This window comes from Sulfuricella sp. T08 (assembly GCF_000971475.1).
In the GTDB taxonomy this organism is placed as follows: domain Bacteria; phylum Pseudomonadota; class Gammaproteobacteria; order Burkholderiales; family Sulfuricellaceae; genus Sulfuricella.
On the sequence record NZ_DF967533.1, the window covers coordinates 93,412 to 117,260 of the forward strand.

Below are 23,849 nucleotides of genomic sequence, written 5' to 3' on the forward strand. Positions count from 1 at the left end.
GTGATAATATCAAACTGTGATATATAATTCCTCTGGGCATTTGATTCCTTTTTTTCATAGAGGTGAATGATGGATGCATTTGTACAATTACCGGCCATCGATGACGAGGGTTATTTGATTGACCCGCAGGACTGGAGCGAGGAACTGGCGGAAGAATTTGCCCGCCAGGAAAACATCCAGTTGACGGAAGACCACTGGGACGTGATCCGCTTTATGCGCGGGTTTTACGAGGAGCGCCAGATCGCGCCCGACGCCCGCTATGTGATCAAGCATCTGGCGGAGCGGTTGGGAACGGCGTCGCGCAACAAACTGTTCGAGATGTTTCCCTACGGTTATGTGAAGCAGGCATGCAAGATCGCTGGCATGAAGCGGCCGCGGGGCTGGAGTACGGGCTGATTGGCTGGTTGGTTCCGTCGGGTTGCGGCTACAGGCATTTTGTTCCAGACGGTTGTTCCGGCCGGTCGATTCTGGCGTCAATCGCGACGCGCAAGCACCCGAAGGCGTCCTGATCGGTTGCAATGAGATTGCCTAGGCCGACGCTCTTACTCAGATTGGTTCGATCCATCGAACCAAACGGGTTCAGCTTCGATTTGTTATCAGTTCTCTCTCCATCTCCATCCCTCCCTCAAAACCAAAAATCCATTTGTGTTCCGCTTCGTCCTGATATCACTATCCCGGCCAGAAGGCTCAAGGTATGATTCCGTCTGAAATTATTGCCATTCAACAGGATATGCATGGAGACCGTAGCGGTCATCGACTTTGAAACAACGGGGCTATCGCCTGCCATGGGAGACCGGGCGACCGAGGTCGCGGTGGTTATCGTGGATGACGGCAAGATCGTCGATCGCTACCAAAGCCTGATGAATACAGGTGCGCGCATTCCTGCGTTCATCGAAGCGCTGACCGGGATATCCAACGCCATGATCCGCAAGGCACCGCCGGCAACTGAGGTGATGGGTGCGCTGGCGGAGTTTGTCGGCGACGTGCCCCTGGTGGCGCACAATGCTTCGTTCGACAGCCGGTTTCTGGATGCCGAGTGGTTGAGGATCAACCAGCGGCGGCGACAGGAGTTTGCCTGTTCGATGTTGCTGGCTCGCCGGATTTATCCGGCTGCGCCTGATCACAAGCTGGGAACGCTGGTCAGGCATCTGGGGTTACCCTCGGCGGCCCGCCATCACCGTGCCCTGGCTGACGCGGAAATGACCGCCCATCTGTGGGTAAAAATGGTGTCGGATATCCAGCAGCAATACAGCCTGAGCGCCGTTCCGCACGAATTTTTGCGTGCGCTGCAGAAGGCGCCGAAGGCGCAGATGAATAGCTGCGTTGAGCGCGCCAAATGCAGGCTCGGCCTGTAATCAGCTATCAGGTTTGACCAAGGGCCATCACCCCTTCTTCCCTTCCAGCTTCGCTTTCAGGTCGGCAAATGGATTATGGGTTGCCACGGACGCCTGATCTCCGGAGTTTCTCCCCCTGACTGCCTCATCCATAACGCGGGAATGCTCGTTGTCGTGGCAATACAGGCAGAGCAATTCCCAGTTGCTGCCATCCAGCGGATTGTTGTCGTGATTGTGGTCTTTGTGGTGCACCGTCAATTCTTTCAGGCGCACCCCGGCAAATTCTCGACCACACCGCCCGCAAATCCATGGAAATAATTTGAGTGCCCGCTCGCGATAAGTAGCCTCACGCTCGCTGCTGTGCCGGCGGGCTTCGGCGATAACGCGGTCGAGCCGCGCGTGATCCGGAATAGTATGTTTGGTCATGGCTGTTGGCTGGCTGAATTGTTGGCTGAAACTATATCAGCAATATCAGTTGCCCTTCAATCGGGTCAGGTCGTCCACGATCTCCCCGGAATGGCGGGAAGTGTCGACCTTGAGGTAGCTCCTGGCGACCCTGCCCTGCGTATCGATCAAGAAAGTGTAGCGCCTGGCAAACTTGATCAGGCCAAGATTCCACAGAGCGCCGTAACTGTTGGCGACTCTGCCGTCCTTGTCGGCAAGCAGCGGAAACGGCAAATGGTATTTCCTGGCGAATTCAGCGTGCGAGGCGCTGTCGTCAACACTCACGCCGATGACCTGCGCCCCGAGTGCGGTGAGCTTGTGAAGATCGTCACGAAACTCGCAAGCTTCTTGCGTGCACCCCGGCGTATCGTCCTTGGGATAAAAATAGAGCACCAGCCAGCGCCCCTTGTAATCGTCCAGCGTATGCACCTTGCCGTTCTGGTCGGGAAGGCTGAACAAGGGGGCAGGCTGTCCAACCTGAGGCAGTTCGCCCGCGTAAGCAAAGCGCATCCACAACACGACAACTGCAAGCAATGCCAGTGAAACAGCAAGTATTTTCACAGAAATTCTCCATAACCAGGCTCAATTACTTAAGATTGTAGATCAGTACGCGTAAGGTGGAGCACCCCATTGCGCAAGCCGCAGAGATCAGGAACTCGCGCCCCCAAGGCCAGACCGCCTGGCACCTGTGTACATCCGCTCAAACTCCCTGATGAATTCCTGCTTGGCCACATCCGGCGGCATGGGCAATATCGCCTCCTCCATTGGCTCCACCCCGATCAGATTAGCCCATTCTTCAACGGAATACGGCATCAGGTCGCGTTTTTCCGTGGCCAGCGCGATCAGGTCGGCTTTCTTGACGACGGGATTGTGGTTCAGGTCGACCCCGAAGCGCTCGCCGATGATGCGGCTGACGTTATCCTCGATTTCCGAAAAGGCGGGCAACAGCACCTTGAGCGGCTTCACCATGTCCCCGAGGTAGGCCTCGGCGGAGTCATGGAGCAAGGCGGCGAAGCGCAGCTTTTCCGGCACCAGCGAGGCGACGATCAGGCTGTGCTGGGCGACCGAATAGAAGGCTTTGGTCTGGCCGTTGAAACGGCACTGGTAGGCGAGGCCGTGCGCGATGTCTTCGATATCCACATCGTCGATGCGCGGCTCCAGCGGATAGAACCGGTTGCCCAGGTAGGTCGAGACGTAAAGTTTGCTCATTGATAATCCAGGTGGTGGCTATTCGATTTAATTTAAAGTATGCCACTCTTCAGGCTCACCACGTGAGCCACAAGGGGGCTGATCGATGGATAGCCAGAAAAGGCCAGGTTGGATTAATCTATATATAGTAAATAACAGAGTGCGCGGTACGGCATGGCTGCAACTGCAATCCAGATACGATGAGCACCCACATTAAAAAAATCCCGGCAGCAACCCCATGGGCGCCGCTGCAGCACCGAGTGTACCGGATGCTGTGGATAGCCTCGGTTTTCTCCAACACTGGTTCGTGGATGCACGAAGTCGGTGCCGGCTGGCTGATGACATCGCTCGCACCCACTCCCCTGATGGTGGCACTGGTTCAGGCAGCCACGGCAGCGCCGGTATTCCTGCTGGCGCTGCCCGCAGGTGCGCTTGCAGATATCGTCGACCGGCGGCGCTACCTGATCGCAACACAGGTCTGGATGATGATCGTTGCGGCAATTCTGGGTGCACTGACCTTGGCCGGATTGACGACTGCACCCCTGCTGCTGGTTTTTACTTTCGCGCTTGGAATAGGCTCCGCAATGATGATGCCGGCATGGGGTGCGATCACGCCGGAACTGGTTCCGCGTGCCGAACTCCACGCCGCTATCAGCCTCAACACCATCGGCATGAACCTGTCCCGATCCGTCGGCCCGGCGCTGGCCGGGTTGATCGTTGCCGTAGCCGGGTCTGGATTCGTCTTTATCCTGAATGCGATTTCATTCCTCGCCACCATAGCCGCACTGAAAAGCTGGCAGCGCCCGACCAGGGAAAGCGAATTACCCGCAGAACGACTCATCGGCGCGATCCGCGCCGGATTGCGCTATGCGCGACATTCCCCGGAATTGCAGGCGGTGCTCGCTCGGGGTATTGCCTTTTTTGTGTTCGCCAGCGCTTCCTGGGCGTTATTGCCCCTGATCGTTCGACAGGAGTTGAACAGCGGCCCCGGTACTTACGGGCTGTTCCTGGCTTGCGTGGGCGTAGGCGCCATCGGCGGCGGGTTGCTGCTGCCGCATCTTCATGGACGTGCATCACGGGACAGGATCGTGGCAGGCGCCACCGTGCTTTATACGGTTGCCATGCTGGCCCTTGCCCACAGTGGAAACGTGGTTGCAGCCGGGGCTGCCATGCTGATTACGGGCGTATCCTGGATCAGTATCGTTTCGTCGCTGATGACGGCAACCCAGACCGCCCTGCCGGGGTGGGTGCGGGCGCGCGGACTGGCTTTCTTCTGGGTCGTATTCACGGGAGGCATGGCGGTGGGTAGCGCACTCTGGGGGCAGGTTGCCTCGTGGATCGGCATTCCAGAAACTCTGACGGTGGCAGCCATCGGAGCGCTGGCCGGGATCGGCGCAACGTGGCGATACCGAATCGGCCTGCACGATGTCGCTGACCTTACGCCGTCGATGCACTGGGCTACGCCGATGATGGCCGATGACCTGGAACTGGATCGCGGGCCGGTGATGGTGACGGTGGAATACCAGATCGATCCGGCAAGAACGCATGAGTTCACGCCTGTCATGCAGCAAATGCGCAGGATCCGGCGACGCGACGGTGCATTCATGTGGGAGCTATTCAACGACATCGAAGACCCAGGACGCTTCGTTGAATGCTTCATGGTCGAATCATGGCTTGAACATTTGCGCCAGCACGAGCGGGTGACCGTTGCAGATCGGGATATCAGCGAGAAGGCGCGGGTGTTTCATATCGGCGCCGAACCTCCCAAGGTGACTCACCTGGTTGCAGGGAATGCATGGCCACGACGAACAGCCGATATACTTTCCTGAACAATCATCAGGGCAAGGTTGCCAGGGTTTAATCTTATGGTAAACACTTCGCGCCATTCCGGAGGAAGGTGGTGGACGATCTCATGAAGCTGGCAAAAAGAGGACCTTATAACCTTACCGGTGCTTCCAGCCGAATAGACACGGCGACAGCACTGCAAAAAGTATCACTTCAGCATTTTTTCAATGACGATTGGCTTGCTGTCAAATTTCCCCTACAATGTGTTTGCTTTAATCAACCACAACGGGAGCTAACACCATGAACAAAGCAGAACTGATCGATGCCGTAGCAAAATCCACCAAACAAACCAAGGCCCAGACCGAAGACACCCTGAACGCACTGATGGCCACTGTCCAGAGTGCCATGGCCAAGGGCAACAATGTCCAGCTGATCGGCTTCGGCACCTTTGCCGTTGAAGAGCGCGCCGCACGCACTGGCCGCAACCCTGCCACCGGCAAGGAACTGAAGATTCCTGCAAAGAAAGTCGCCAAATTCAAGGTTGGCAGCAAGCTGAAAGATGCTGTTGCCGGCGTCAAAGCCAAGAAGAAGTAATAAAAAGTGTTCATGAGGGCGGCCTCTTCGGCCGCCCTTCTTCTTTCAGCAACACCCCTCTTGCGCAGCATCTCCGCAACCCGCGTTACCCGATCATGCCGCTTCAAAACGCAGTAACAAGTACAGAATCCAGCCGTTTCGACTTCACGGCAACAGCATTCTCCCTATCGCTTCAACCATTTCGCCTTCCATGCGCTTCGATGTCATCGTAATCGGCGCCGGTGCCGCCGGCATGATGTGTGCCGCACAGGCCGGACGCCGTGGCCGGCGTGTATTGATCATCGACCACTCGGCCAAACTCGGCGAGCGCATCCGTATTTCCGGCGGCGGGCGCTGCAATTTCACCAACCGCAACGTCGGCGCAGAGAATTATCTCTCGCAGAACCCGCATTTCTGCCGCTCGGCGCTCGCCCGTTTTTCGCAGCGCGACTTCATTACGATGATTGAAAAGCGCCGCATCGCTTACCACGAGAGGGAGCACGGCCAGCTTTTCTGCGACGAGTCGGCGCAAGACATCATAGCCATGCTCAAGGACGGCTGCGACGACGCGGGGGTACAGTGGGCGATGCCGTGCGCAGTGCTCCACATCGAGCGCATCGAAAACCATGAGGAAGGCTTGCGCTTTGCGGTCGCCACCGAACTCGGCAGCTTTCGCTGCCAGTCGCTGGTTATCGCCACCGGCGGCCTCGCCGCCCCGAAAATCGGTGCCAGCCCCTTCGGCTACAAGATCGCGGAACAATTCGGCCTGCGCGTGGTGCCTCCCAAGCCCGCGCTGGTGCCGCTGGCGCTCGCGCCGGAGACGCTGGGCCCGCTCAAGCCGCTTGCCGGCGCATCGCTTGATGCCGGCACCCACTGCGCCGGCGGCTCATTCCGTGAAAATGTGCTGATCACGCACCGCGGCCTATCCGGCCCGGCCATCCTGCAGATTTCGAGCTACTGGCAGATGCAGGAATATGGCGGCGGAAAGAAGCAGCCGGTTGAAATCGACCTGCTGCCGGATCTCGACGCGGCTGCCTGGCTGGCGGAGCATCACCGCAGCAAGGCGTTGCTGTCCAATCTGCTTGCTGAACGGCTGCCGCGCCGCTTTGCGCATGAATGGTGCGCGCTGTTCGGCTGGGCCAAGCCGGTGAACGAACTTTCCCAGCGTGAACTCGATGCCGCCGCGCAGGCCCTTAAGGGATGGGCGCTGCTGCCATCCGGCACGCTGGGCTACGCCAAGGCCGAAGTCACGCTGGGCGGCGTAGACACCGTCGAACTTTCGTCGAAAACCATGGAGGCCAAGCCGGCGCCAGGGCTCTATTTCATCGGCGAAGTGGTTGACGTCACCGGCTGGCTAGGCGGCTACAACTTCCAGTGGGCGTGGTCTTCGGGCTGGGTGGCGGGCCAAGTTGCGTAGTAAATTACGCGCACCGGAATGAACATGCGATAAGATAATGAATAATGTCATTCAGACTATGACCCTTTCCCTCTCTCCTAGCTCTCTCCCGGAGGGAGAGAGCTAGGAGAGAGGGACGAAGTCTCGCTTCGCGAGTTTCAAATTAGCCAGCAAGGAGGCGAAAGTTTTGGAGCAATCCCCGGAAAACCTGGTCGAGATCAGCGATCTCCATTTCGCATACGGCAGCAGACCGATACTTAAAGGCATCAACCTCACCATTCCGCGCGGAAAAATCGTCGCCATTCTGGGGGTGAGCGGGTGCGGCAAGTCCACGCTGCTTCGCCATGTCGGCGGGCAGCTCAGGCCATCGAGCGGCAGTGTCAAGGTTGAAGGCAAGGTCATCCACGAACTCGACAATGATGGTCTGTACGCCATGCGCCGGGAAATGGGCATGATGTTCCAGGTGAGCGGGCTATTCAGCGATCTGTCGGTTTTCGACAATATTGCGTTCCCGATGCGCGAACACACTGATCTCCCGGAGGGGGTGATCCGCGATCTGGTGTTGATGAAACTCCATGCAGTCGGCCTGCGCGGCGCTCACGCCCTGATGCCGAGCGAGTTGTCGGGCGGAATGGAGCGGCGTGTGGCTCTGGCGCGCGCAATCGCCCTGGACCCGACGCTGATCATTTACGACGAGCCCTTCGCCGGCCTCGACCCGATCTCGCTCAACACCATCGCAAACCTGATCCGGCGCCTGAACGATGCGCTGGGCGTAACCTCGGTAGTGGTGACCTACGACGTATCGGAATCCCTGAAGGTCGTCGACTACGTCTACTTCATCAATGACGGCGTGGTGGTGGCCGAGGGTGCGGCGGCAGAAATGCTGGCTTCTACCGACCCGTTCGTCCACCAGTTCGTCCATGCGGAACCGGACGGACCCGTCGGCTTCCAGTACCCGAGCAGCCCTTACTCCAAGGATCTGGAGTTCAAGAATAAAGGCGCTTGAGACAATACATCCGGCTCATCAGTCGGCGGTGGGTGCCTTGATTTCTTCCTGGTTGTGCCGGCTTTGCTCTTCCATCACCAGCAGCGACAGTTCTTTCTTCAGCTCGTTGAACTCGGCTGAACTGGGGTCGCGCGAGCGCGGCATGGCGACGCTGACATCCTTCTTGATCTTGCCGGGGCGATAAGTCATGACGACGATCCGGTCGGCAAGGTAGATGGATTCCTCGATGCTGTGGGTGACGAAGATGATGGTCTTCTTGTATTCCGTCCAGATCCGCAGCAGCTCATCCTGGAGATTGCGCCGGGTGAGCGAGTCAAGCGCGCCGAACGGCTCGTCCATCAGCATGATCGGCGAATCCAGCGCCAGCACGCGGGCGATCGCGACGCGCTGGCGCATGCCGCCGGACAGGTCTTTCGGGTAGCGGTCGCGGAAGTCCTGCAATTTCAGCATTTCCAGAAGCGCCCCCACTTTCTCCCTGATCTGCGCCTTGGGCTTCTTCTTGATCTCGAGGCCGAAGGCGATATTCTTCTCCACCGTCATCCACGGGAACAGGGCATATTCCTGAAACACCATGCCGCGATCCGGCCCAGGCGCCTGCACCGGCTCGCCATCGACGAGGATGGTGCCGGTGGTGGGCGGCGAAAAGCCGGCGACAGCGTTGAGCAGGGTGGACTTGCCGCAGCCGGAAGGCCCGAGCAGGCAAACGAACTCCCCGCGCCGGACATCCAGGTTGATGTCGTCCAGCGCCACCACTTCGCGGTCGCCGGTGCTGAATACCTTGCTTACTTTGCCGATCTGGATATGGGGTTGCATGGTCAGTTGCTTTCGATACCCCGGTGCCACTTGAGCAGATAATTATTGAGACGGTTCATGCCGGTGTCGATGGCCAGCCCGAGCAGGCCGATACTGAACATGCCGGCGATGATCTTGTCCGACCAGAAGAACTCGCGCGCTTCCAGAATCCGGTAGCCGAGGCCATTGTTGACGGCGATCATTTCCGCCACGATCACCACGATAAAGGCGGTGCCGACGCCGATCCGGGCTCCGGTCAGGATGTAGGGCGTGGCGGCCGGCAGCATCACGCGCAGGAACATGGTGGTCTGGCTAGCGCCCAGGCTGCGCGCGGCGCGGATGTAGATGCCGTCGACATGGCGCACACCGGCGATGGTGTTCATCAGGATCGGGAAAAATGCGCCGATGACAATGAGGAAAATCGCCGGCGGGTTGCCCAGACCGAACCACAGGATCGACAGCGGGATGAAAGCAATCGGCGGAATCGGCCGAAACACCTGGATCAGAGGATTGAACAGCTTGTAGATGCGGTCGTTCGCACCCATCATGAGACCCAGAGGCAACGCCAGAACAGCGCCGACAAGAAACCCCACCACCACGCGGTAGAGGCTGGCGTAGGCGTCACGGATCAGCTCGCCGGAAAATAACCATGCCAGATAGCTCGATTGTGCCGGATCGAAAAGCTCCTGTGGCTTCAGATATTCCCACCACTTCGCCAGCACCGCAGTGGGTGCTGGCAGAATTTGTGGATTGACGATCGCTTGCGTCGACAGCCACTGCCACAACGCCAGCAACACGATAGGCACCAGGAAGCCTTGCAGGGTCTCGAACATTTTTGCCTGAAAGGAATTTTTCATCGTTGCCCGCACCACCTTATTTTACCTTCAACTCTTTCTTCGCCTTGTCGAGCAGATCGAGCCGCACCCAGTCCTTCGCCAGCGGCGGATTGGCCATCCTGCCGACGCCGTATTTTTTCATCAGGTCGGTAGTAATCTGGACGTGGTCGAGGCTGATATCATAAGTGAAGGAAGCATTGCTCATGGCGTCCTGGTAGTCTTCGCTGCTGATCTGATTCTTGAACATCTGCTCGCGCACGTATTTTTCCGCCAGCTTGGGGTTGTCCAGGAAAGTCCGGGTCGCTTCCACGAACAGCTTGAGGACCCGCTCGGCGATGTCGCGCTTCTCGTTATACATCTTCTCGGTCATCACCAGCGCTCGCACCGGCTCGCCCATGGCCGTGTCGTAAGGCTTCAGCACTTCCACCCCGTAACCCTTGTTGATGGCCTGGGAGGATTGCGGCTCGGACTGGCACATGGCGTCAATATTTTTCTGCATCAGAGCCTGGTTCAGGTCGGCGAACGGCATGAAGAATATCTGCACGTCCTTGCCAGGCTGATCGGACCAGGTCAAATTGTGCTTGGCCAACTCGGCTGCCAGCAGCAGTTCCTGCGCCCCGCCACGCGCCACGCCCACCTTCTTGCCCTTGAGGTCAACCACCGACTTGATGTTCAGGTCGGGGCGGGCGACGATACGCGCCCCACCCTTGGCAAATCCCGCCACCACGTATATCGGCACGCCACTAGAACGGCCGGCGACGGCCGCATCCAGCGCGCTCGCCGCAATGTCGATCTCGCCGGCGATGGTTGCCGGCAGGATGTCCAGACCCTTGGCAAATACCCGCTCCTCGATCTTCAGGTTGTATTTCGGCGCCAGTTCCTTCATGTAGGAAACCGCCCCATAATGGGCGAACTTGAGATTGCCGAGCCTGACCACATCCGGCGCGGCCTGCGCGCCGAGCGCGAAAAACAGGGTGCATGCCAGCAGAATTAATTTCGATAATTTCATGTATACCCCCTCACAAATTTGAAACAAAAGCGCGCCGCGCCGCCAATAAAGATTATACCCTCAGCCATCCTTCTCGCCCTAGCAGGGGACTTATTACGCCGGCCTGGCCCGTTCATATTGCAACGGCCACGGCACTTCCGCCCCCAGTTTGCGCGCCGCATGCAGCGGCCAGTAGGGGTCGCGCAGCAGTTCGCGGGCGAGGAAAACCACGTCGGCCAGGCCGGTCGCCACGATTTGCTCGGCCTGTTCGGGCGCGGTGATGAGACCGACAGCCCCGACAGCGATCCCCGCTTCCTGCCGGATGGCGGCCGCGAAAGGAGCCTGAAAGCCGGGGCCGGCCGGAATTCTGGCATCAGGAGTCAAGCCGCCGCTGGAGCAGTCGATCAGGTCGATACCCTCCTCTTTCAGCCAGCGGCAAAGCTGCTGCGACTGGGCCAAGTCCCAGCCGCCCTCCACCCAGTCGGTCGCGGAAATGCGCACGAACAGCGGCAGATCCTGCGGCCACGCCGCGCGCACCGCCTGCGCTACCCGCAATGGCAAGCGGGCGCGGTTTTCCAGGCTGCCGCCGTAGGCATCGTCGCGGCGATTGCTGAGTGGCGACAGGAATTGGTGCAACAGGTAGCCATGCGCCATATGGATTTCAGCTACCTTGAAGCCCGCTTCCAGAGCGCGGCTGGCGGCATCGACGAAATACGTCACGATCCCGCTCAGTTCAGCTTCCGCCAACTCGCGCGGCAACGGCGAGCCGGGCGCAAAAGGAATGGCGCTGGGAGCAACCACCTGCCAGCCGCCCTGTTCCGGCCCGAGCGGACTGCGGCTGAGCCAGGGCGCATCGGTCGACGCCTTGCGCCCGGCATGGGCAAGCTGGATGGCGGGTGCCGCGCCCTGCTCGCGGATGAATCGTGCGATCGGCGCGAGCGCCTCGGCATGGTGCTCTGACCAGAGGCCAAGATCGTAGGGCGAGATGCGCCCCTCGGGCGCGATTGCGCTGGCCTCCACCATCACCAGGCCGGCCCCGCCGACGGCGCGGCTGCCCAGATGAACCAGATGCCAGGTATCCGCCATGCCGTCCTGCGCCGAATACTGGCACATAGGGGAAACGAAAATCCGGTTTTTAAACTCCAAACCGCGCAACTTGAAGCGCGAGAATAACTTGCTCATTTTTGCACTCCTGAAAGCGACAAGCCAGGCAACAGCCTGGCTTTGTCCGTGACCGCCCTTGTCCAGCGATCAGGCAATGGACACATCCCCGGACAAGTATACGTCCTGTATCGCGTTGAGCAACATCACGCCATCCTGCATCGGCTTCTGGAACGCCTTGCGGCCGGAGATCATCCCCATGCCGCCGGCACGCTTGTTGATCACCGCGGTGCGCACCGCCTGACCCAGGTCGTTCTCGCCCGAAGCGCCGCCGGAGTTGATCATGCCCGCCCGGCCCAGATAGCAGTTGGCGACCTGGTAGCGTACCAAGTCGATGGGGTGGTCGCTGGTCAGCTCGGAGTAAACCTTGGGATGGGTTTTGCCGAACTTGATTGCGGTATAGCCGCCGTTGTTCTCGGCCTGCTTCTGCTTGATGATATCGGCCTCGATGGTGGCGGCGAGATGGTTGGCCTGGCCGGTCAGGTCGGCACTGGTGTGGTAATCCACCCCGTCCTTCTTGAAGCCTGAATTGCGCAGGTAAGCCCACAGCACCGTGGCCATGCCGAGTTCGTGCGCATGCGCAAAGGCCTCGCTGATCTCGATGATCTGCCGCCGCGACTCGACCGAGCCGTAATACACCGTAGCACCCACCGCCATCGCGCCCATGTCGAAAGCCTGGTCAACGCTGGCGAACAGGGTCTGGTCGTGGATCTCCGGGTAGGTAAGCATCTCACTGTGGTTGATTTTGACGATGAACGGGATCTTGTGCGCATACCTGCGCGCCACTGATCCCAGCACGCCCAGGGTCGAAGCCACCGCGTTGCAGCCGCCCTCGATGGCCAGCCTGACGATATTTTCCGGGTCGAAGTAGATCGGGTTGGGGGCGAAAGAGGCACCGCCCGAATGCTCCACCCCCTGATCAACAGGCAGGATCGACATATAGCCCGTCCCGGCCAGCCGGCCATGGTCGAACAGCGTCTGCAGAGCGCGCAACACACCGGGCTTCCGGTCCTTCTGTGCCACTACCCGATCGACATAGTCCGGCCCCGGCAGGTGCAGCATGTCCCTGGGAATTCCCTTGCACTGGTAGGCCAGCAAACTCTCCGCTTCGTTGCCCAGCAACTTGATGATATCGGTCATTTTCGTTTTCCTTACTGATCAAAGTGATTAAGGTTCATCGTTTTTAAATATAGCAGTAACGATCGACCATCCCCGAAATGCCCGCTTAAGCTGGCGAATCGGCATGAATTTCGGCAAAATGCATGAATACCAATTCAAAACAATGAGGAACTGCCATGGGATTTCTTGTCCTGCTTGCCATTCTGGCTGTCGTCGCGATTTATTTCATCATGCTCTACAACGGCCTGGTCAACCTCAAACACAACGTCGCTAAGGCCTGGGCCAACATCGACGTACTCCTCAAGCAGCGCCACGATGAGTTGCCCAAGCTGGTGGAAACCTGCAAGCAGTACATGAAATTCGAGCAGGAAACCCTGGAAAAAGTGATGAAGGCGCGCTCCCAGGTCGCTGCCGCCAGCGCGAGCCACAACATGGGCGCGCTGGGTGCCGCAGAAGGCACGCTGCGCGGGCTGCTCGGCAACCTGTTCGCGGTGGCCGAGGCCTACCCCGAACTGAAAGCCAACGAGAATTTCCAGCACTTGCAGGGGCGCATCACCGGCCTGGAAAACGCCATCGCTGACCGGCGCGAGTTCTACAACGACAGCGTCAACCTCAACAACGTGCGCATCGAGCAGTTCCCAGACGTGGTCGTGGCGCGCATGTTCAATTTTCAGCCTGCCGATCTGCTCGAATTCGATGCCGCGGAATTAACCGACGTCAACGTCAAACAGCTGTTCAATAGCTGAGCCCCCAGCCGGTCCGATGTTCGAAGGACTGAAGCAACACTACGTCAACCTGCTGACTTCTGGCGGGCATTTGGTGCTGCTCTTCGCCGGCTGGCAAATCGACAGCAGGGAAGCGTGGCCCATCATACTGGGGCTGATCAGTGCCATCAGCTTTTTCGCCTGGGTCGGCAACCAGCGCCGCAGCCGCCTGATTCTCGACACTCCCACTTCCCGAATTGTTTCAGCCGCCCAGGGCTATGTCGAACTTACTGGCAGAGCCAAACAGGCGCATGACGTCCCGCTGCTAAGCAAACTAACCCTGCTGCCCTGCGTGTGGTACCGCTATATCATCGAGCAGGAGCGCAACGACGACAAGGGATACGAAATCGTGGAGCGGGGCTCGAGCGACGACACCATCCTGATCGACGACGGCAGCGGCCAGTGCTTCATCGATCCGGACTACGCAGAGATCATCACCAGCCACAAACAGGTGTGGAAAAAAGGCGACTACCGCTACACTGAATACCTGCTCTCCCCGCTCGACACCCTATATGCCATCGGTGAATTCACCACCCTGGGCGGGCCAAACAGCGATCTTGATTTCAAGGGCGACCTCAGCGCCCTGCTCACCGAGTGGAAGCGCGACAAGGCGAGCCTGCATGAGCGTTTCGACCTCAACAATGACGGCCAGATCGATCCGCGCGAGTGGGAACTGGCTGTACTCGCAGCCAAGCGCGAAGTGGCGAAGCAGCATGGCGAAATTCGCCTCAAGGACGGCGTACACCTCTTGCGCAAGCCGAAGGACGGCAGGCTGTTCCTGCTTTCCAACCTGCCGGAAGAACGCCTGGCAAGGAAATACGTGCTGTGGGGCTGGTTCCACCTGCTGACATTCGTGGGAGCCACAGGCGGCACGGCCTACTGGCTGGGTGTCTGAGTCAGCTCGAGGCACATTTTCAACATTACGAATGACTTAAAAGTGCCAATTCTGTCGAAAAACTCAAATTTATTGAAACGCTGAAATCTTGCCCAAGAGGCTTAAGTTTTTTCAAGCACACCATGAAAGGTGAACCGGCGGAAAGCAAGGACTATGGAATGAGCCCGGTTGGCTTGTCGGCAGGCAAGGTGGAGACGTAAAAATAGTGCGGTTCTTCGTCGATGAAGCGATCGATCACGGCGGATTGAGAACGGCTTTCTCCGGAAGCGAGGTCAGCACGACCGGCGACCTCGGCGCTGCCTATCTGGACGCCGTAGCGATCGAACAAAAATATTCTGGCTGCGGGGCGGACCGTTCTGGCCGTACTGTTTTCCATCACCAGCTTGTATTCGTAGCTCTTCGCGCCGTTTTGATTCAGTACCGTGAAGACGATGTTCTTGAGGTAGGGGCCATTGATCCGGAGCACCTTATCCGGCACCAGGTCGAGCAGGTGCGGAAGCCGCCCTTTCGTCATCTCCGATATATTCTTCCTGGTTCGCTCCAGTTCAGGACCCGTTAGGCTCAGCTCCAGCCGGGTCTTGGTGAGTTCGGCTTGCAGCGCGTCGTTTGTCTCCACAAGGCCGTCGATTCGTATGACGGAGAATATAATTACGAAAAGCAGCACCAACAGGGAAACAGAAAGGGCGACCGTCAGCGCCAGCCTACGACTCACCTTGTGAAGCTCCGAGCTCGAACGGTATGAACGACTACGCGCAGAATGGCGCGCGCCGGGCGCGCGCGAGGAATCGGGCCACGCGTCTTCAACGACGGGTTTATCGATCGTTTTGTCATCCATTGCCCAGCCTCAGTGTCAAAGAAAGTCCTGTTACCGCCCGAGCAGCTACGGGGCCGCTTGCAAAATACGGATCGCTTCCACTCTAGCGTTGCCGGTTTTTAGTCTAGCACATGCCTGCCGCATGTGCCCGTCACGCCCCGGCGAACAATATCAGGGGGACTGATTTATTTTACCAGACCTTGCCAATATTCCTTCCCTTCTCTGACCCACTTTTACGCGGCCTTCCGGAACCGTGCCGCTCTACCCTGCATGGTCAAATGAGTGAGATTCGGATTGCTTTTCCTGGACTCTTTCATTGCGTTGGCTCATAGGGAAATATTTTTCGAAGCTACCCCCTCGAATCCGCCCCCCATTTAGTCCTCTTCAGAACTGGCAATTCGCATGTAGAATCCCTGTAACCGCATTTAATCTGTATGGTTCTTTACAAAAATCACAACAGAGGCAATCATGAAAAAAATGATCGATCAACACTTATCAACCCCGCAAGATGCCATGCAGATGCTCAGAGATCTGGACACCGGCATCATGAACCATATGACCTGGATGAAGACACTGCACCGCGCCCTGATCTGCGAGGAAAAGCCTGAACCGTTCGATTTATCTGAAGAAGCGCATTGTCACTGCAAATTTGGCCGCTGGTATTACCAAGGCAATAATTATCCCGCGTTGCGCGAAAATCCGGTGTTCCTGAAAATCGGCGCACTGCACAAGATGATGCATGACGATGCCAGAGCCCTGTTGCAGGCAAAAGCCGCTGGGAACGAAATCGGACTTGCCGAATACGATAAATTCATGGACGGCGCCATCAGCTTCAAATGGGAAGTTCGCTGTTTGCAGTTCGAAATCGTGAATACTATCTGCACCACTGATTACCTGACCGGTGCCTGGAACCGCCAATCGATGATGTCAAAACTCACCGCGGAAATGGAGCGCATGACCAGAAGCGGGCAACCCTGCTGCATCTGCATGATGGATATCGATCACTTCAAAGAGGTCAACGACAACCACGGCCACTCAGTCGGAGATCAGGTGCTGCAGGAGTCGGTGCAGTTCATCGCTGACCGCTTGCGCAAATACGATTCCATCTTCCGCTATGGCGGCGAGGAATTCCTGATCTGTCTGCCTGAAACCCAGCTGGATGAAGCAGAATTGATTCTGAACCGGATACGCACCGAACTCTCAGAACATACCATCCCATTGCAGAGCGGAAATTCGACAGTATCTATAGCGGCCTCTTTCGGGGTCGCCATCATGACCACGGAAATGTCCATTCAGGACGCCATCAACATGGCTGACCATGCGTTGCTATGCGCCAAGGCCACCGGCCGAAATCGGGTCTGTCTATGGCGGATCGGCGATTAACCGGGGGATGGGTAACCGGCTTGTTAAACAGTGGCGCAGGATCGCGCAGGAGCATGTCCGGCGCGGAAAATGGCGCCAGCCGTTCGAGAAAATCCAGCAGCTCCAGCACCGGCGAATTGCGGAAAAACCTGGCTTGGGGAATCTCCATCCAGATGCGGTCGGCATAAGCGTAAATGTCATAGGGGGTATCACCGATGCCGTCATGGTTGCGGTCGAAACCCTGATAGTCGTCCCAGTAGTTGCCGCGCCAGTCGTTTTTTCCCGCATCGCCGCTGCCAAACATCATCGCAACATGGGTAAGATTGCTCTCGAAGCTGTTGCCATGCAGAACATGTCCGCCCCGCTCTCCGGTGAACTGGATGCCGATAGCATTGTGAGCAAAGCGGTTGCCTCGCAATATGGTCTTGTCAGCCGGTTCGATGGGCGAGTCGGCCAGCACACCCACCGCACAGTGGACAACTTCATTACCCTCCGCCAGTCCTTCAGCGCTCATCTTGAAAGCCAGCCCCGCCCCGCTTACTCCCAGGGAATGAAAAATCCGGTTACGCAGAAGCTTCACCCGGTCTGAATTCAGCACAATGACGCCGGTGGCATTGTGGTCGAGGTGGTTGCTCTCGACCACGCTGTCCGGCGAAAAAAACAGGTGGATGCCATAGCGGCTGTTGCGGATGAGGTTACCGATGAGGCGATTGCGTGGCGAATTCATCAGGGTGACGTCGCGCGCCTGGTCGATGTCGTTGCCTTCGACCAGATTGTCCATGCTGTACCACAGGCGGATCGCCTCGCCCCGCATCGCCAGCTCCGCCGGTTTGGAGCGGATCCGATTACGCCGCAAAGTGTTCTGATTGGCCTGCTTCAGGCTGATGCCGAAGAGCGTGCCGTCAATCACGTTGTCCTCGATACTGTTGCCGTTACCGGTCAGCGCGATGCCGGAATCCAACCGATCATGGGAGCTACCCGAGTTCGTCAACCGTAGCCCCCTCACCACCGCCCCGTTGGCGTTAATGACCAGCACCGAGCCGGTGCCGCCGCCATCCACTGTGACCTTGCTGCCGCCATCAACAATGATCTGGCGCGAAATCAGCGCTGGCCCGGCATATACGCCTGGCTTGGGATGCAAGGTTCCCCCGGTCGGTGTGGCGTCGATCAGGGTCTGAAAGGAAGGATAGGCGGCAGACACAGCCAGGGAACACGCCAGCAGAAGCAGGAAAAGGAAAATTCGGGTCACAAGTGAGCACGCATTAAACGATCTTCGCTATGTAACAATAATTTCCCTGCGCTGGCAATGCGCTATATCAATAGGCACGCAAAACTCGTCATTCCGGCGAAAGCCAGAATGACGGCTTCTATCTTTTCCGACTATTTCAACCGCCTCTCAATTCAACTCATTCCTTCTTCGCTTCCAGCTCTTCCCAGCGCACCATGACGCTCAGCAGCGCCTCCTCGATCTCGGCGTTACGCGCCTGCAGACGCTTCACCTCATCGGGATCGACGCGATAGAGTTCACCGTCCGCCAGCTTTCCGCCGAGTGTGGACTGCTCCTGCTCCAGCGCCTCGATCTGCCCCGGCAAGGTTTCCAGTTCGCGCATTTCCTTGAACGAAAGCTTGGTCTTGGTCGCCGGCTTTTCCTGCGCCGGTTTCGGTTTGGCCGCAGCCGCCTTCTTCTCAGCTTCCGATTCAGGGCGGGGACGGTAGCGCAGCCAGTCCTCGTAGCCGCCGGCATACTCGGCCAGTCGACCATCGCCTTCGAAGGCGATGGTCGATGTCACCACGTTGTCGAGGAAAGTCCGGTCATGGCTGACCAGAAACAGGGTGCCGGAATATTCCAGCAGCAGTTCTTCAAGCAGTTCCAGGGTTTCGATATCGAGATCGTTGGTCGGTTCGTCCAGCACCAGCACGTTGGCGGGGCGGGTGAACAGACGCGCTAGCAGCAAACGGTTGCGTTCGCCGCCGCTGAGTGAAGAAACCTTGGCGCGTGCACGTTGCGGCGGAAAGAGGAAATCGCCGAGATAGCTGATGACGTGTTTCTTCACCTCGCCGATTTCGACGAAGTCGTTACCCTGGCTGATGGTGTCGATCAGGGTCGCCTCCTCGTCAAGCTGCTCGCGCATCTGGTCGAAATAGGCCACGGCGAGCTTGGTGCCGCTCTTCACCGTGCCGGAATCGGGCTGCAACTCGCCCAGAATGAGCTTGAGCAGAGTAGTTTTCCCGGCTCCGTTCGGGCCGATCAGGCCGATGCGATCGCCACGCATGATGCGCGTAGTGAAATCGTGGATGATGACCTTGTCGCCGAAAGACTTGGATACATGCTCCAGTTCCGCCACCAGCTTGCCGGAACGATCACCCGCGTCGACCGCCAACCGGGCCTTGCCGGTCTGGTTGATGCGCGCCGTATGCTCGCGGCGCAGCTGTTCCAGCCGCCGCACGCGGCCTTCGTTACGGGTACGCCTGGCTTTGATACCCTGGCGTATCCACACCTCTTCCTGGGCCAGTACCTTATCGAATTTTGCGTTCAGCACCTCTTCAGCTTCGAGCATCTCCTGCTTTCTGCGCTGAAAAGCGGAGAAATTGCCGGGAAAACTTGCCAGCTGCCCGCGATCCAGTTCAATGATGCGGGTGGCGACATTGTCTAGAAAACGCCGGTCGTGGGTAACGAACAGTACGCCGCCGCCAAAGGATTTGAGCAGCTCTTCCAGCCACTCGATGGCAGCCAGGTCGAGGTGATTGGTGGGCTCGTCCAGCACCAGCACATCCGGCTCGGCAACCAGCGCCCTGGCCAGCGCAACGCGCTTCTTCCAGCCGCCGGAAAGCGATGAAACCAGCGCATCTTCAGGCAGTGCCAGACGGGTCATCACCGCATCGATACGGCTCTGCTGGCGCCAGCCATCGCGCGCTTCAAGTTCAGTCTGCAAGTGCTGCATCTGGTCCAGCAGCGCATCGGTATCCGCACCTTCCTCCCCCAGCGCATGGGAAACGGCATGGTAGTCGATCAGCAGCTGGCTCAAGCCCACTAGTCCCTCCGCCACCGCCTCGAATACGGTGTGATCGGGATCGATCTGCGGCTCCTGCGGCACATAGGCCAGATTCAGCCCGGGCGCGCGCCAGACCTTGCCGTCATCGGGCATAGCCACGCCGGCAATGATTTTCAGCAGACTGGATTTTCCGCCGCCGTTGCGACCGATCAGGCCCACCCGCTCGCCGGGGTCGAGCTGTAAATCCGCCTGATCCAGCAAGGGATGGTGGCCATAGGCGAGAGAGAGTTTTTCCAGGGTAATGAGGGGCATAATCGAATAGCGGGGAGATTTTAACGAAAGGCGGATTTTACACTGTGCAGGTCGAACCGGGCGATTTAACCCGGATATTTCAAAGACTTTAGCTTAAAGGCTTGGAGACACGCCCATTCCAGCCGTCTTTGGGGCTCAATGGAGTTTTTCAGGCTTGAACAGGCTAACGATTTCTTCGGGCGGGATCGGGCGGCTGAAATGGTAGCCCTGATATTCGTCGCATTTCTGTACACCCAGAAATTCAAGCTGATCTTGGGTTTCCACCCCTTCGGCGATCACACTCAGACCCAGGCTGCGCCCCAAGCTGATGACAGCCACGGCGATTGCCGCGTCGTTCGAATCGGTAATAATGTCCTGCACAAAAGACCGGTCGATCTTGAGGCGGTCGATCGGAAAACGTTTAAGGTAGCTGAGCGAGGAATAGCCAGTACCGAAATCGTCGATGGCCACCAGCACACCGCGAATCTTGAGTTGTCCCAAAATCAGGCTGGTTTCGCTGATGTTTTCCATCAGCAAGCCCTCAGTCAGCTCAAGCTCCAGCAGCTTGGGGCTGATCCCCGTTTCCCGCAAAATGCTATCGATCATTTCCACCAGGTTATCCTGGCGGAACTGGCGAGCGGATAAATTCACCGCCATGCGCAGTGGCGGCAGCCCGGCATCCTGCCAGGCCCGGCACTGGGCGCAGGCGGTGCGCAAGACCCACTCGCCAACGGGAATGATCAGGTTGTTCTCTTCCAGCAACGGGATGAATTCGCCGGGCGGAACCAGGCCGCGCTCGGGATGATTCCAGCGCAGCAGCGCTTCCACACCGATCACCTGTCCACTTTTTATGTCCACCTGGGGCTGGTAGTGGAGTGTAAACTCTTCTCGCTCCATGGCTCGCCGCAGCGCGCCTTCCATGGCAAAACGCTCAATCGCGAGCGCATTCATGTCCGTGGTGTAAAAACGGAAATGGTTGCGCCCGTATTCCTTGGCACTATACATCGCGGCATCGGCATTCTTGAGCAGGCTATCGCTGTCGCGGCCGTCCATGGGGTAGATGGTGATTCCCATGCTGGGCGTGACATAAATCTCCTGGCTGGAGGGCGTAAAGGGCAGGGAAAAAATATCCACGATTTTCTTTGCAATTAACGCGATTTCCTCAATCTCCGACACCCCTTCCAGAACCATGGCAAATTCATCACCACCAATCCGCGCCAGGGTGTCATCCTCCCGCACACAGCGGCGAAGGCGATCCGCGATATCCTGCAGCAGCAGGTCGCCATGGGTGTGCCCAAGGGTATCGTTAATGTTCTTGAAATTGTCTATATCGAGCAGCATCACCGCGATCATCCGGTGGCTGCGGGCAGACTGGCTGATCGCATGCCCAAGACGATCGAGAAACAAGAAGCGGTTCGGCAGCCCCGTCAGCACATCGTAGTTGGTCACCTGGACCAGGTTCTGCTCCGCCTCTTTATGATGGCCGAGAATACTGGTTATCTTGAGGGATTTTCCCGACAACTCTTTTTCGGTTTCCCGCAAAACGCTGACCAGATAATAGAGGAAGGGAACCATGGCCGTTGTGGCGATAACAGCCGTGATCATGCTGACCCAGAAATTATCGGCCGATCCGTTACCGGTGAGCACAATGATGGATTCCGTCAAAAGCACGGAGACCAGAACCGGCAGCACGACGAAAACCCATAGCCTTCCGGATTTGGCCTTTTCAGCCAAGTGCGCTGCGGCCGACTTGATCAATTCCAACCTGTCACCTGGGCTTAAAGGGTGGGACGTCCTTCATGAGCATAGGCAAGCTCATGAATGGACTGGCATGAAATGCAACGCGCAGCGGTCGGGTAAACCCGTAGCCGCTCTAGTGGAATATCCGCTCCGCAGTCGACACAGGCACCATAATCCCCTGCAGCGAGACGCTTGAGCGCCACCTCGATAGCACGCACCTCAATAACTTGCCGGTCGACCATCGCAGCGCCCAAGTCGGCCAGCATGTCCGCCACCGACTCATCGCCCAGATCGGTAACGCGCCCGGCAAAATCAACATAATGCTGCTCACCCGAACGGGCCAGCTCGTCGCGAATTTCTTCAAGCAGTAGCTGGCGGCGCTTCTCCAGGCTCTGCTTGAGTTGCGCAGCTTCGTCAGCAGTAAAAGCAGCCATGATTCAGACTCCTCGTAAAAAAAATCGGCAGAACAAAATGGCAATTCTATCACAGGATATGGAGATCCTGTTTTAACGATTATTCATCAAGCTACTCTACTTCAGCACTCAGATTTCTCTGTGCCCGCTTCACAATATAGCAGCAAGCGCTGTTGTCCTTGTAACTCTGGAACCACCCCCGGCATACTTCCCTGACCCATTCCGGCCGGCTCCTGGCAGCGTCATTCAGCCAGTTGGCAACAGAATCCTGTACATATCGGCTTTCGTCGCGGCAGCATGGCTCAAGCAATTTCAGGCCATGCCAGGGTTCGGCCTGCAACGGAGCAACGTGTTTCGCCCACACCCCGCGTGGCCGCGTAATCTCGACGGCAAACCAGCGCAAATTGGCATCCGGCTCGGACACCCATCCCTGCAACAGGGCAATCGCCTCGAACGGTGCGATCACGACAACCGGACGCAACGCCAGCCAGGCCCATTCGCGCACGCCGAAATGACGGTCCGCGGCAAGCGGCCTCATCGCCATGAATTTATCGGCGAACCCCAACTCCGGATGCAAAGCAATAGCAAAGCAGGCAAACCCGCGCACCGTATCAGCGGGATGAACGATGAGCTGCTGCAATGCCTCCACATCGTCAAATGCACCATGCCGGCCCACCATCCTCCCGGCCAGCTCCATGCGCTTTACCAGTCCATGCCCGGAAAAATCCTGGCGCGCAGCTTCCTGCGCCAGTCCTGCCGCGCTTCCAGACCAGCCATCCAGCGTGCCGAGCAACACAGCGAAATCCATCGACGTCTGCTCGGTCAGGGTGGCGGTTTCCGTTTCACCGCGGTTGAGAAGATCGGTCAGATCAGGCGGGATATCGCGCAGCCGGACATAGCCTTTACGTTTCGGCATAAACCGGCTGCCACAATCGATTTTATCCATCCATGAATTTTAGCGTAAAATGGCGACCTCGCCCCAGTAGCTCAGTGGATAGAGCGCCCCCCTCCTAAGGGGTAGGTCGGACGTTCGATTCGTCTCTGGGGCACCACTACTTATTCACAATCACCGGCTCCCCCACTGCGATATGCCACTTATTTCTGGGGCTATCCTTTACTGGCATCCGCAGCCGGTTTGGGCAAGGTTCCAGATGGCTTGAGAATTGGCAAGGACCGTGGAGGAGCCTTGACAGGATTTCCTGGCGCTACGGCTTTAGCCTTGTCGCCAGATATTATGTTCTTGGCCGATATGTCGGCGGTTTTAGCCGCTTCCTTCGATTTTCCGCTCTCCTTCCTGGTTACGGCGACAAGCTTCTTTTCCTCTGGCTTTTTATACTGGCAGGCGTGCTCGAATTTTTGTTCGCCTTCAGTATCGGGAATCACGTAATTCGGCTTGCCATAGTAACTGGCGGTAATGGTGGTAATCTCGCTGCCATCCTCAGCGTAATACACCTTCATCAGCAGATCTGCGGTGCGGCCGCTGCAGTTGTAGCGCATCAGGGATTTTGCCGACTTGAAGTAGAAATCGCCTGGCCGCGCCTGCTCCAGCGCAGAGTAAACTTCCCGGTCCCAGGCCGTCACGATGTCCCCCTGACGCAGCAAACTGGCCAGATCGATCTCGGCATGCATTTGTGCGTTGGATATTACCGACGACCACATGGCCGCCTCGGTTCCAGGCGGGAATATCAAAAACGCTACCGTCAGCACAAATCGCAATGGTGTTTTCATGCATCTCTTCAATATGGGCATATCCTGCGGACAAGGATATTTTTATTATCATGGAACGCCAGAGAACCTGATGCATATCAATTCAGCTGACCATTCCATGGTTATCGGCCGTAATCGTGATAAGTTTAATTCCGCAAAAAAACATTTACCAATTAAGAAGTTGTCGATGACGGGAACATCCTCTTTACCTACGATTAATTCACACTTTGCAGAGGATGGATGCGCAT

General features: G+C 57.7%; 24 protein-coding genes and 1 tRNA gene. 10 read left to right on the top strand and 15 right to left on the bottom strand.

Annotated features, from left to right (window positions below; all coding sequences use genetic code 11):
• The first annotated feature begins 66 nt into the window (after positions 1–66).
• Entirely contained in the window at positions 67–396 is a 330-nt protein-coding gene (locus tag SCT_RS07560; RefSeq protein WP_059421135.1) for a TusE/DsrC/DsvC family sulfur relay protein, read from the top strand.
• A gap of 338 nt (positions 397–734) precedes the next feature.
• On the top strand, positions 735–1,355 hold the full coding sequence (locus SCT_RS07565) for a PolC-type DNA polymerase III (protein ID WP_059421138.1): 621 nt from the start codon (positions 735–737) through the stop codon (positions 1,353–1,355).
• A 27-nt stretch (positions 1,356–1,382) separates the two neighbouring features.
• Here SCT_RS07565 and SCT_RS07570 read toward each other — a convergent pair whose 3' ends face one another.
• The 3 genes from SCT_RS07570 to SCT_RS07580 form a co-directional block, all read right to left on the bottom strand.
• The gene (locus tag SCT_RS07570) at positions 1,383–1,760 is read right to left on the bottom strand and encodes a YajD family HNH nuclease (RefSeq protein WP_059421140.1); all 378 of its coding nucleotides are present in this window, start codon (positions 1,758–1,760) and stop codon (positions 1,383–1,385) included.
• A 45-nt stretch (positions 1,761–1,805) separates the two neighbouring features.
• Entirely contained in the window at positions 1,806–2,339 is a 534-nt protein-coding gene (locus SCT_RS07575; RefSeq protein ID WP_237759627.1) for a peroxiredoxin, read from the bottom strand.
• A gap of 87 nt (positions 2,340–2,426) precedes the next feature.
• The gene (locus SCT_RS07580; RefSeq protein ID WP_059421150.1) at positions 2,427–2,987 is read right to left on the bottom strand and encodes a phosphohydrolase; all 561 of its coding nucleotides are present in this window, start codon (positions 2,985–2,987) and stop codon (positions 2,427–2,429) included.
• 179 nt (positions 2,988–3,166) lie between these two features.
• Here SCT_RS07580 and SCT_RS07585 point away from each other — a divergent pair, with 179 nt between their 5' ends.
• The 4 genes from SCT_RS07585 to SCT_RS07600 all read left to right on the top strand — a co-directional run bounded on the left by SCT_RS07585 (position 3,167) and on the right by SCT_RS07600 (position 7,726).
• A complete protein-coding gene (locus SCT_RS07585) occupies positions 3,167–4,795 on the top strand; it encodes an MFS transporter (RefSeq protein ID WP_059421152.1) in 1,629 nt (542 codons plus the stop codon).
• Between the two features lie 256 nt (positions 4,796–5,051).
• On the top strand, positions 5,052–5,345 hold the full coding sequence (locus SCT_RS07590; RefSeq protein WP_059421156.1) for an HU family DNA-binding protein: 294 nt from the start codon (positions 5,052–5,054) through the stop codon (positions 5,343–5,345).
• A gap of 190 nt (positions 5,346–5,535) precedes the next feature.
• On the top strand, positions 5,536–6,741 hold the full coding sequence (locus SCT_RS07595) for an NAD(P)/FAD-dependent oxidoreductase (protein ID WP_059421161.1): 1,206 nt from the start codon (positions 5,536–5,538) through the stop codon (positions 6,739–6,741).
• Between the two features lie 166 nt (positions 6,742–6,907).
• Positions 6,908–7,726 (top strand): ABC transporter ATP-binding protein, encoded by an 819-nt coding sequence (locus SCT_RS07600; protein ID WP_059421165.1) that lies wholly within the window; start codon positions 6,908–6,910, stop codon positions 7,724–7,726.
• An 18-nt stretch (positions 7,727–7,744) separates the two neighbouring features.
• Here SCT_RS07600 and SCT_RS07605 read toward each other — a convergent pair whose 3' ends face one another.
• The 5 genes from SCT_RS07605 to SCT_RS07625 all read right to left on the bottom strand — a co-directional run bounded on the left by SCT_RS07605 (position 7,745) and on the right by SCT_RS07625 (position 12,643).
• The gene (locus SCT_RS07605; protein ID WP_059421167.1) at positions 7,745–8,539 is read right to left on the bottom strand and encodes an ABC transporter ATP-binding protein; all 795 of its coding nucleotides are present in this window, start codon (positions 8,537–8,539) and stop codon (positions 7,745–7,747) included.
• A gap of 2 nt (positions 8,540–8,541) precedes the next feature.
• Entirely contained in the window at positions 8,542–9,375 is an 834-nt protein-coding gene (locus SCT_RS07610; protein WP_059421169.1) for an ABC transporter permease, read from the bottom strand.
• 16 nt (positions 9,376–9,391) lie between these two features.
• The gene (locus tag SCT_RS07615) at positions 9,392–10,363 is read right to left on the bottom strand and encodes an ABC transporter substrate-binding protein (RefSeq protein ID WP_059421171.1); all 972 of its coding nucleotides are present in this window, start codon (positions 10,361–10,363) and stop codon (positions 9,392–9,394) included.
• A 93-nt stretch (positions 10,364–10,456) separates the two neighbouring features.
• Positions 10,457–11,524, bottom strand: coding sequence for an NADH:flavin oxidoreductase/NADH oxidase (locus SCT_RS07620; protein WP_059421176.1), 1,068 nt, complete (start codon positions 11,522–11,524; stop codon positions 10,457–10,459).
• 69 nt (positions 11,525–11,593) lie between these two features.
• On the bottom strand, positions 11,594–12,643 hold the full coding sequence (locus SCT_RS07625) for a class I fructose-bisphosphate aldolase (RefSeq protein WP_059421178.1): 1,050 nt from the start codon (positions 12,641–12,643) through the stop codon (positions 11,594–11,596).
• A gap of 155 nt (positions 12,644–12,798) precedes the next feature.
• Here SCT_RS07625 and SCT_RS07630 point away from each other — a divergent pair, with 155 nt between their 5' ends.
• Together SCT_RS07630 and SCT_RS07635 are read left to right on the top strand one after the other, a co-directional pair.
• Positions 12,799–13,368 carry a LemA family protein gene (locus SCT_RS07630; RefSeq protein ID WP_059421180.1) on the top strand — a complete coding sequence of 190 codons (570 nt, stop codon included), beginning with the start codon at positions 12,799–12,801 and terminating at the stop codon, positions 13,366–13,368.
• Between the two features lie 16 nt (positions 13,369–13,384).
• A complete protein-coding gene (locus SCT_RS07635; protein WP_059421182.1) occupies positions 13,385–14,281 on the top strand; it encodes a hypothetical protein in 897 nt (298 codons plus the stop codon).
• Between the two features lie 151 nt (positions 14,282–14,432).
• On the opposite strand, the gene SCT_RS07640 is transcribed toward SCT_RS07635, so the two are convergent.
• The gene (locus tag SCT_RS07640) at positions 14,433–15,116 is read right to left on the bottom strand and encodes a hypothetical protein (protein WP_059421188.1); all 684 of its coding nucleotides are present in this window, start codon (positions 15,114–15,116) and stop codon (positions 14,433–14,435) included.
• A 447-nt stretch (positions 15,117–15,563) separates the two neighbouring features.
• Here SCT_RS07640 and SCT_RS07645 point away from each other — a divergent pair, with 447 nt between their 5' ends.
• Positions 15,564–16,478: a diguanylate cyclase gene (locus tag SCT_RS07645; RefSeq protein ID WP_059421192.1), complete on the top strand. Its 915-nt coding sequence runs from the start codon at positions 15,564–15,566 to the stop codon at positions 16,476–16,478.
• Here the strand turns inward: SCT_RS07645 and nosD are convergent.
• The 5 genes from nosD to SCT_RS07670 all read right to left on the bottom strand — a co-directional run bounded on the left by nosD (position 16,399) and on the right by SCT_RS07670 (position 22,810).
• Positions 16,399–17,706, bottom strand: coding sequence for a nitrous oxide reductase family maturation protein NosD (nosD, locus tag SCT_RS07650; protein WP_237759628.1), 1,308 nt, complete (start codon positions 17,704–17,706; stop codon positions 16,399–16,401). The two genes, SCT_RS07645 and nosD, sit on opposite strands and share 80 nt — an antisense overlap.
• A gap of 157 nt (positions 17,707–17,863) precedes the next feature.
• Positions 17,864–19,762, bottom strand: coding sequence for an ATP-binding cassette domain-containing protein (locus SCT_RS07655; protein ID WP_059421195.1), 1,899 nt, complete (start codon positions 19,760–19,762; stop codon positions 17,864–17,866).
• Between the two features lie 135 nt (positions 19,763–19,897).
• Positions 19,898–21,505: a bifunctional diguanylate cyclase/phosphodiesterase gene (locus SCT_RS07660; protein WP_059421197.1), complete on the bottom strand. Its 1,608-nt coding sequence runs from the start codon at positions 21,503–21,505 to the stop codon at positions 19,898–19,900.
• Between the two features lie 14 nt (positions 21,506–21,519).
• A complete protein-coding gene (locus SCT_RS07665; RefSeq protein ID WP_059421204.1) occupies positions 21,520–21,915 on the bottom strand; it encodes a TraR/DksA family transcriptional regulator in 396 nt (131 codons plus the stop codon).
• Between the two features lie 91 nt (positions 21,916–22,006).
• Positions 22,007–22,810 carry a hypothetical protein gene (locus SCT_RS07670; RefSeq protein ID WP_082098241.1) on the bottom strand — a complete coding sequence of 268 codons (804 nt, stop codon included), beginning with the start codon at positions 22,808–22,810 and terminating at the stop codon, positions 22,007–22,009.
• Positions 22,811–22,870: 60 nt separating this feature from the next.
• Here SCT_RS07670 and SCT_RS07675 point away from each other — a divergent pair.
• Positions 22,871–22,946 (top strand) — tRNA-Arg (locus SCT_RS07675).
• A 55-nt stretch (positions 22,947–23,001) separates the two neighbouring features.
• On the opposite strand, the gene SCT_RS07680 is transcribed toward SCT_RS07675, so the two are convergent.
• Positions 23,002–23,622 (bottom strand): surface-adhesin E family protein, encoded by a 621-nt coding sequence (locus SCT_RS07680; RefSeq protein ID WP_059421210.1) that lies wholly within the window; start codon positions 23,620–23,622, stop codon positions 23,002–23,004.
• Positions 23,623–23,849: the final 227 nt, after the last annotated feature.

What these genes read in the sequence shown, in the direction of transcription:
- SCT_RS07645 (WP_059421192.1), top strand. Translation starts at nt 15,564, where the DNA reads ATGAAAAAAATGATCGATCAACACTTATCAACCCCGCAAGATGCCATG.
- SCT_RS07595 (WP_059421161.1), top strand. Translation starts at nt 5,536, where the DNA reads ATGCGCTTCGATGTCATCGTAATCGGCGCCGGTGCCGCCGGCATGATG.
- SCT_RS07615 (WP_059421171.1), bottom strand. Translation starts at nt 10,363, where the DNA reads ATGAAATTATCGAAATTAATTCTGCTGGCATGCACCCTGTTTTTCGCG.
- SCT_RS07625 (WP_059421178.1), bottom strand. Translation starts at nt 12,643, where the DNA reads ATGACCGATATCATCAAGTTGCTGGGCAACGAAGCGGAGAGTTTGCTG.
- SCT_RS07570 (WP_059421140.1), bottom strand. Translation starts at nt 1,760, where the DNA reads ATGACCAAACATACTATTCCGGATCACGCGCGGCTCGACCGCGTTATC.
- SCT_RS07565 (WP_059421138.1), top strand. Translation starts at nt 735, where the DNA reads ATGGAGACCGTAGCGGTCATCGACTTTGAAACAACGGGGCTATCGCCT.
- SCT_RS07630 (WP_059421180.1), top strand. Translation starts at nt 12,799, where the DNA reads ATGGGATTTCTTGTCCTGCTTGCCATTCTGGCTGTCGTCGCGATTTAT.
- SCT_RS07635 (WP_059421182.1), top strand. Translation starts at nt 13,385, where the DNA reads ATGTTCGAAGGACTGAAGCAACACTACGTCAACCTGCTGACTTCTGGC.
- SCT_RS07620 (WP_059421176.1), bottom strand. Translation starts at nt 11,524, where the DNA reads ATGAGCAAGTTATTCTCGCGCTTCAAGTTGCGCGGTTTGGAGTTTAAA.
- SCT_RS07610 (WP_059421169.1), bottom strand. Translation starts at nt 9,375, where the DNA reads ATGAAAAATTCCTTTCAGGCAAAAATGTTCGAGACCCTGCAAGGCTTC.
- SCT_RS07560 (WP_059421135.1), top strand. Translation starts at nt 67, where the DNA reads ATGATGGATGCATTTGTACAATTACCGGCCATCGATGACGAGGGTTAT.
- SCT_RS07680 (WP_059421210.1), bottom strand. Translation starts at nt 23,622, where the DNA reads ATGAAAACACCATTGCGATTTGTGCTGACGGTAGCGTTTTTGATATTC.
- SCT_RS07585 (WP_059421152.1), top strand. Translation starts at nt 3,167, where the DNA reads ATGAGCACCCACATTAAAAAAATCCCGGCAGCAACCCCATGGGCGCCG.
- SCT_RS07590 (WP_059421156.1), top strand. Translation starts at nt 5,052, where the DNA reads ATGAACAAAGCAGAACTGATCGATGCCGTAGCAAAATCCACCAAACAA.
- SCT_RS07655 (WP_059421195.1), bottom strand. Translation starts at nt 19,762, where the DNA reads ATGCCCCTCATTACCCTGGAAAAACTCTCTCTCGCCTATGGCCACCAT.
- SCT_RS07605 (WP_059421167.1), bottom strand. Translation starts at nt 8,539, where the DNA reads ATGCAACCCCATATCCAGATCGGCAAAGTAAGCAAGGTATTCAGCACC.
- SCT_RS07640 (WP_059421188.1), bottom strand. Translation starts at nt 15,116, where the DNA reads ATGGATGACAAAACGATCGATAAACCCGTCGTTGAAGACGCGTGGCCC.
- SCT_RS07670 (WP_082098241.1), bottom strand. Translation starts at nt 22,810, where the DNA reads ATGCCGAAACGTAAAGGCTATGTCCGGCTGCGCGATATCCCGCCTGAT.
- SCT_RS07580 (WP_059421150.1), bottom strand. Translation starts at nt 2,987, where the DNA reads ATGAGCAAACTTTACGTCTCGACCTACCTGGGCAACCGGTTCTATCCG.
- SCT_RS07665 (WP_059421204.1), bottom strand. Translation starts at nt 21,915, where the DNA reads ATGGCTGCTTTTACTGCTGACGAAGCTGCGCAACTCAAGCAGAGCCTG.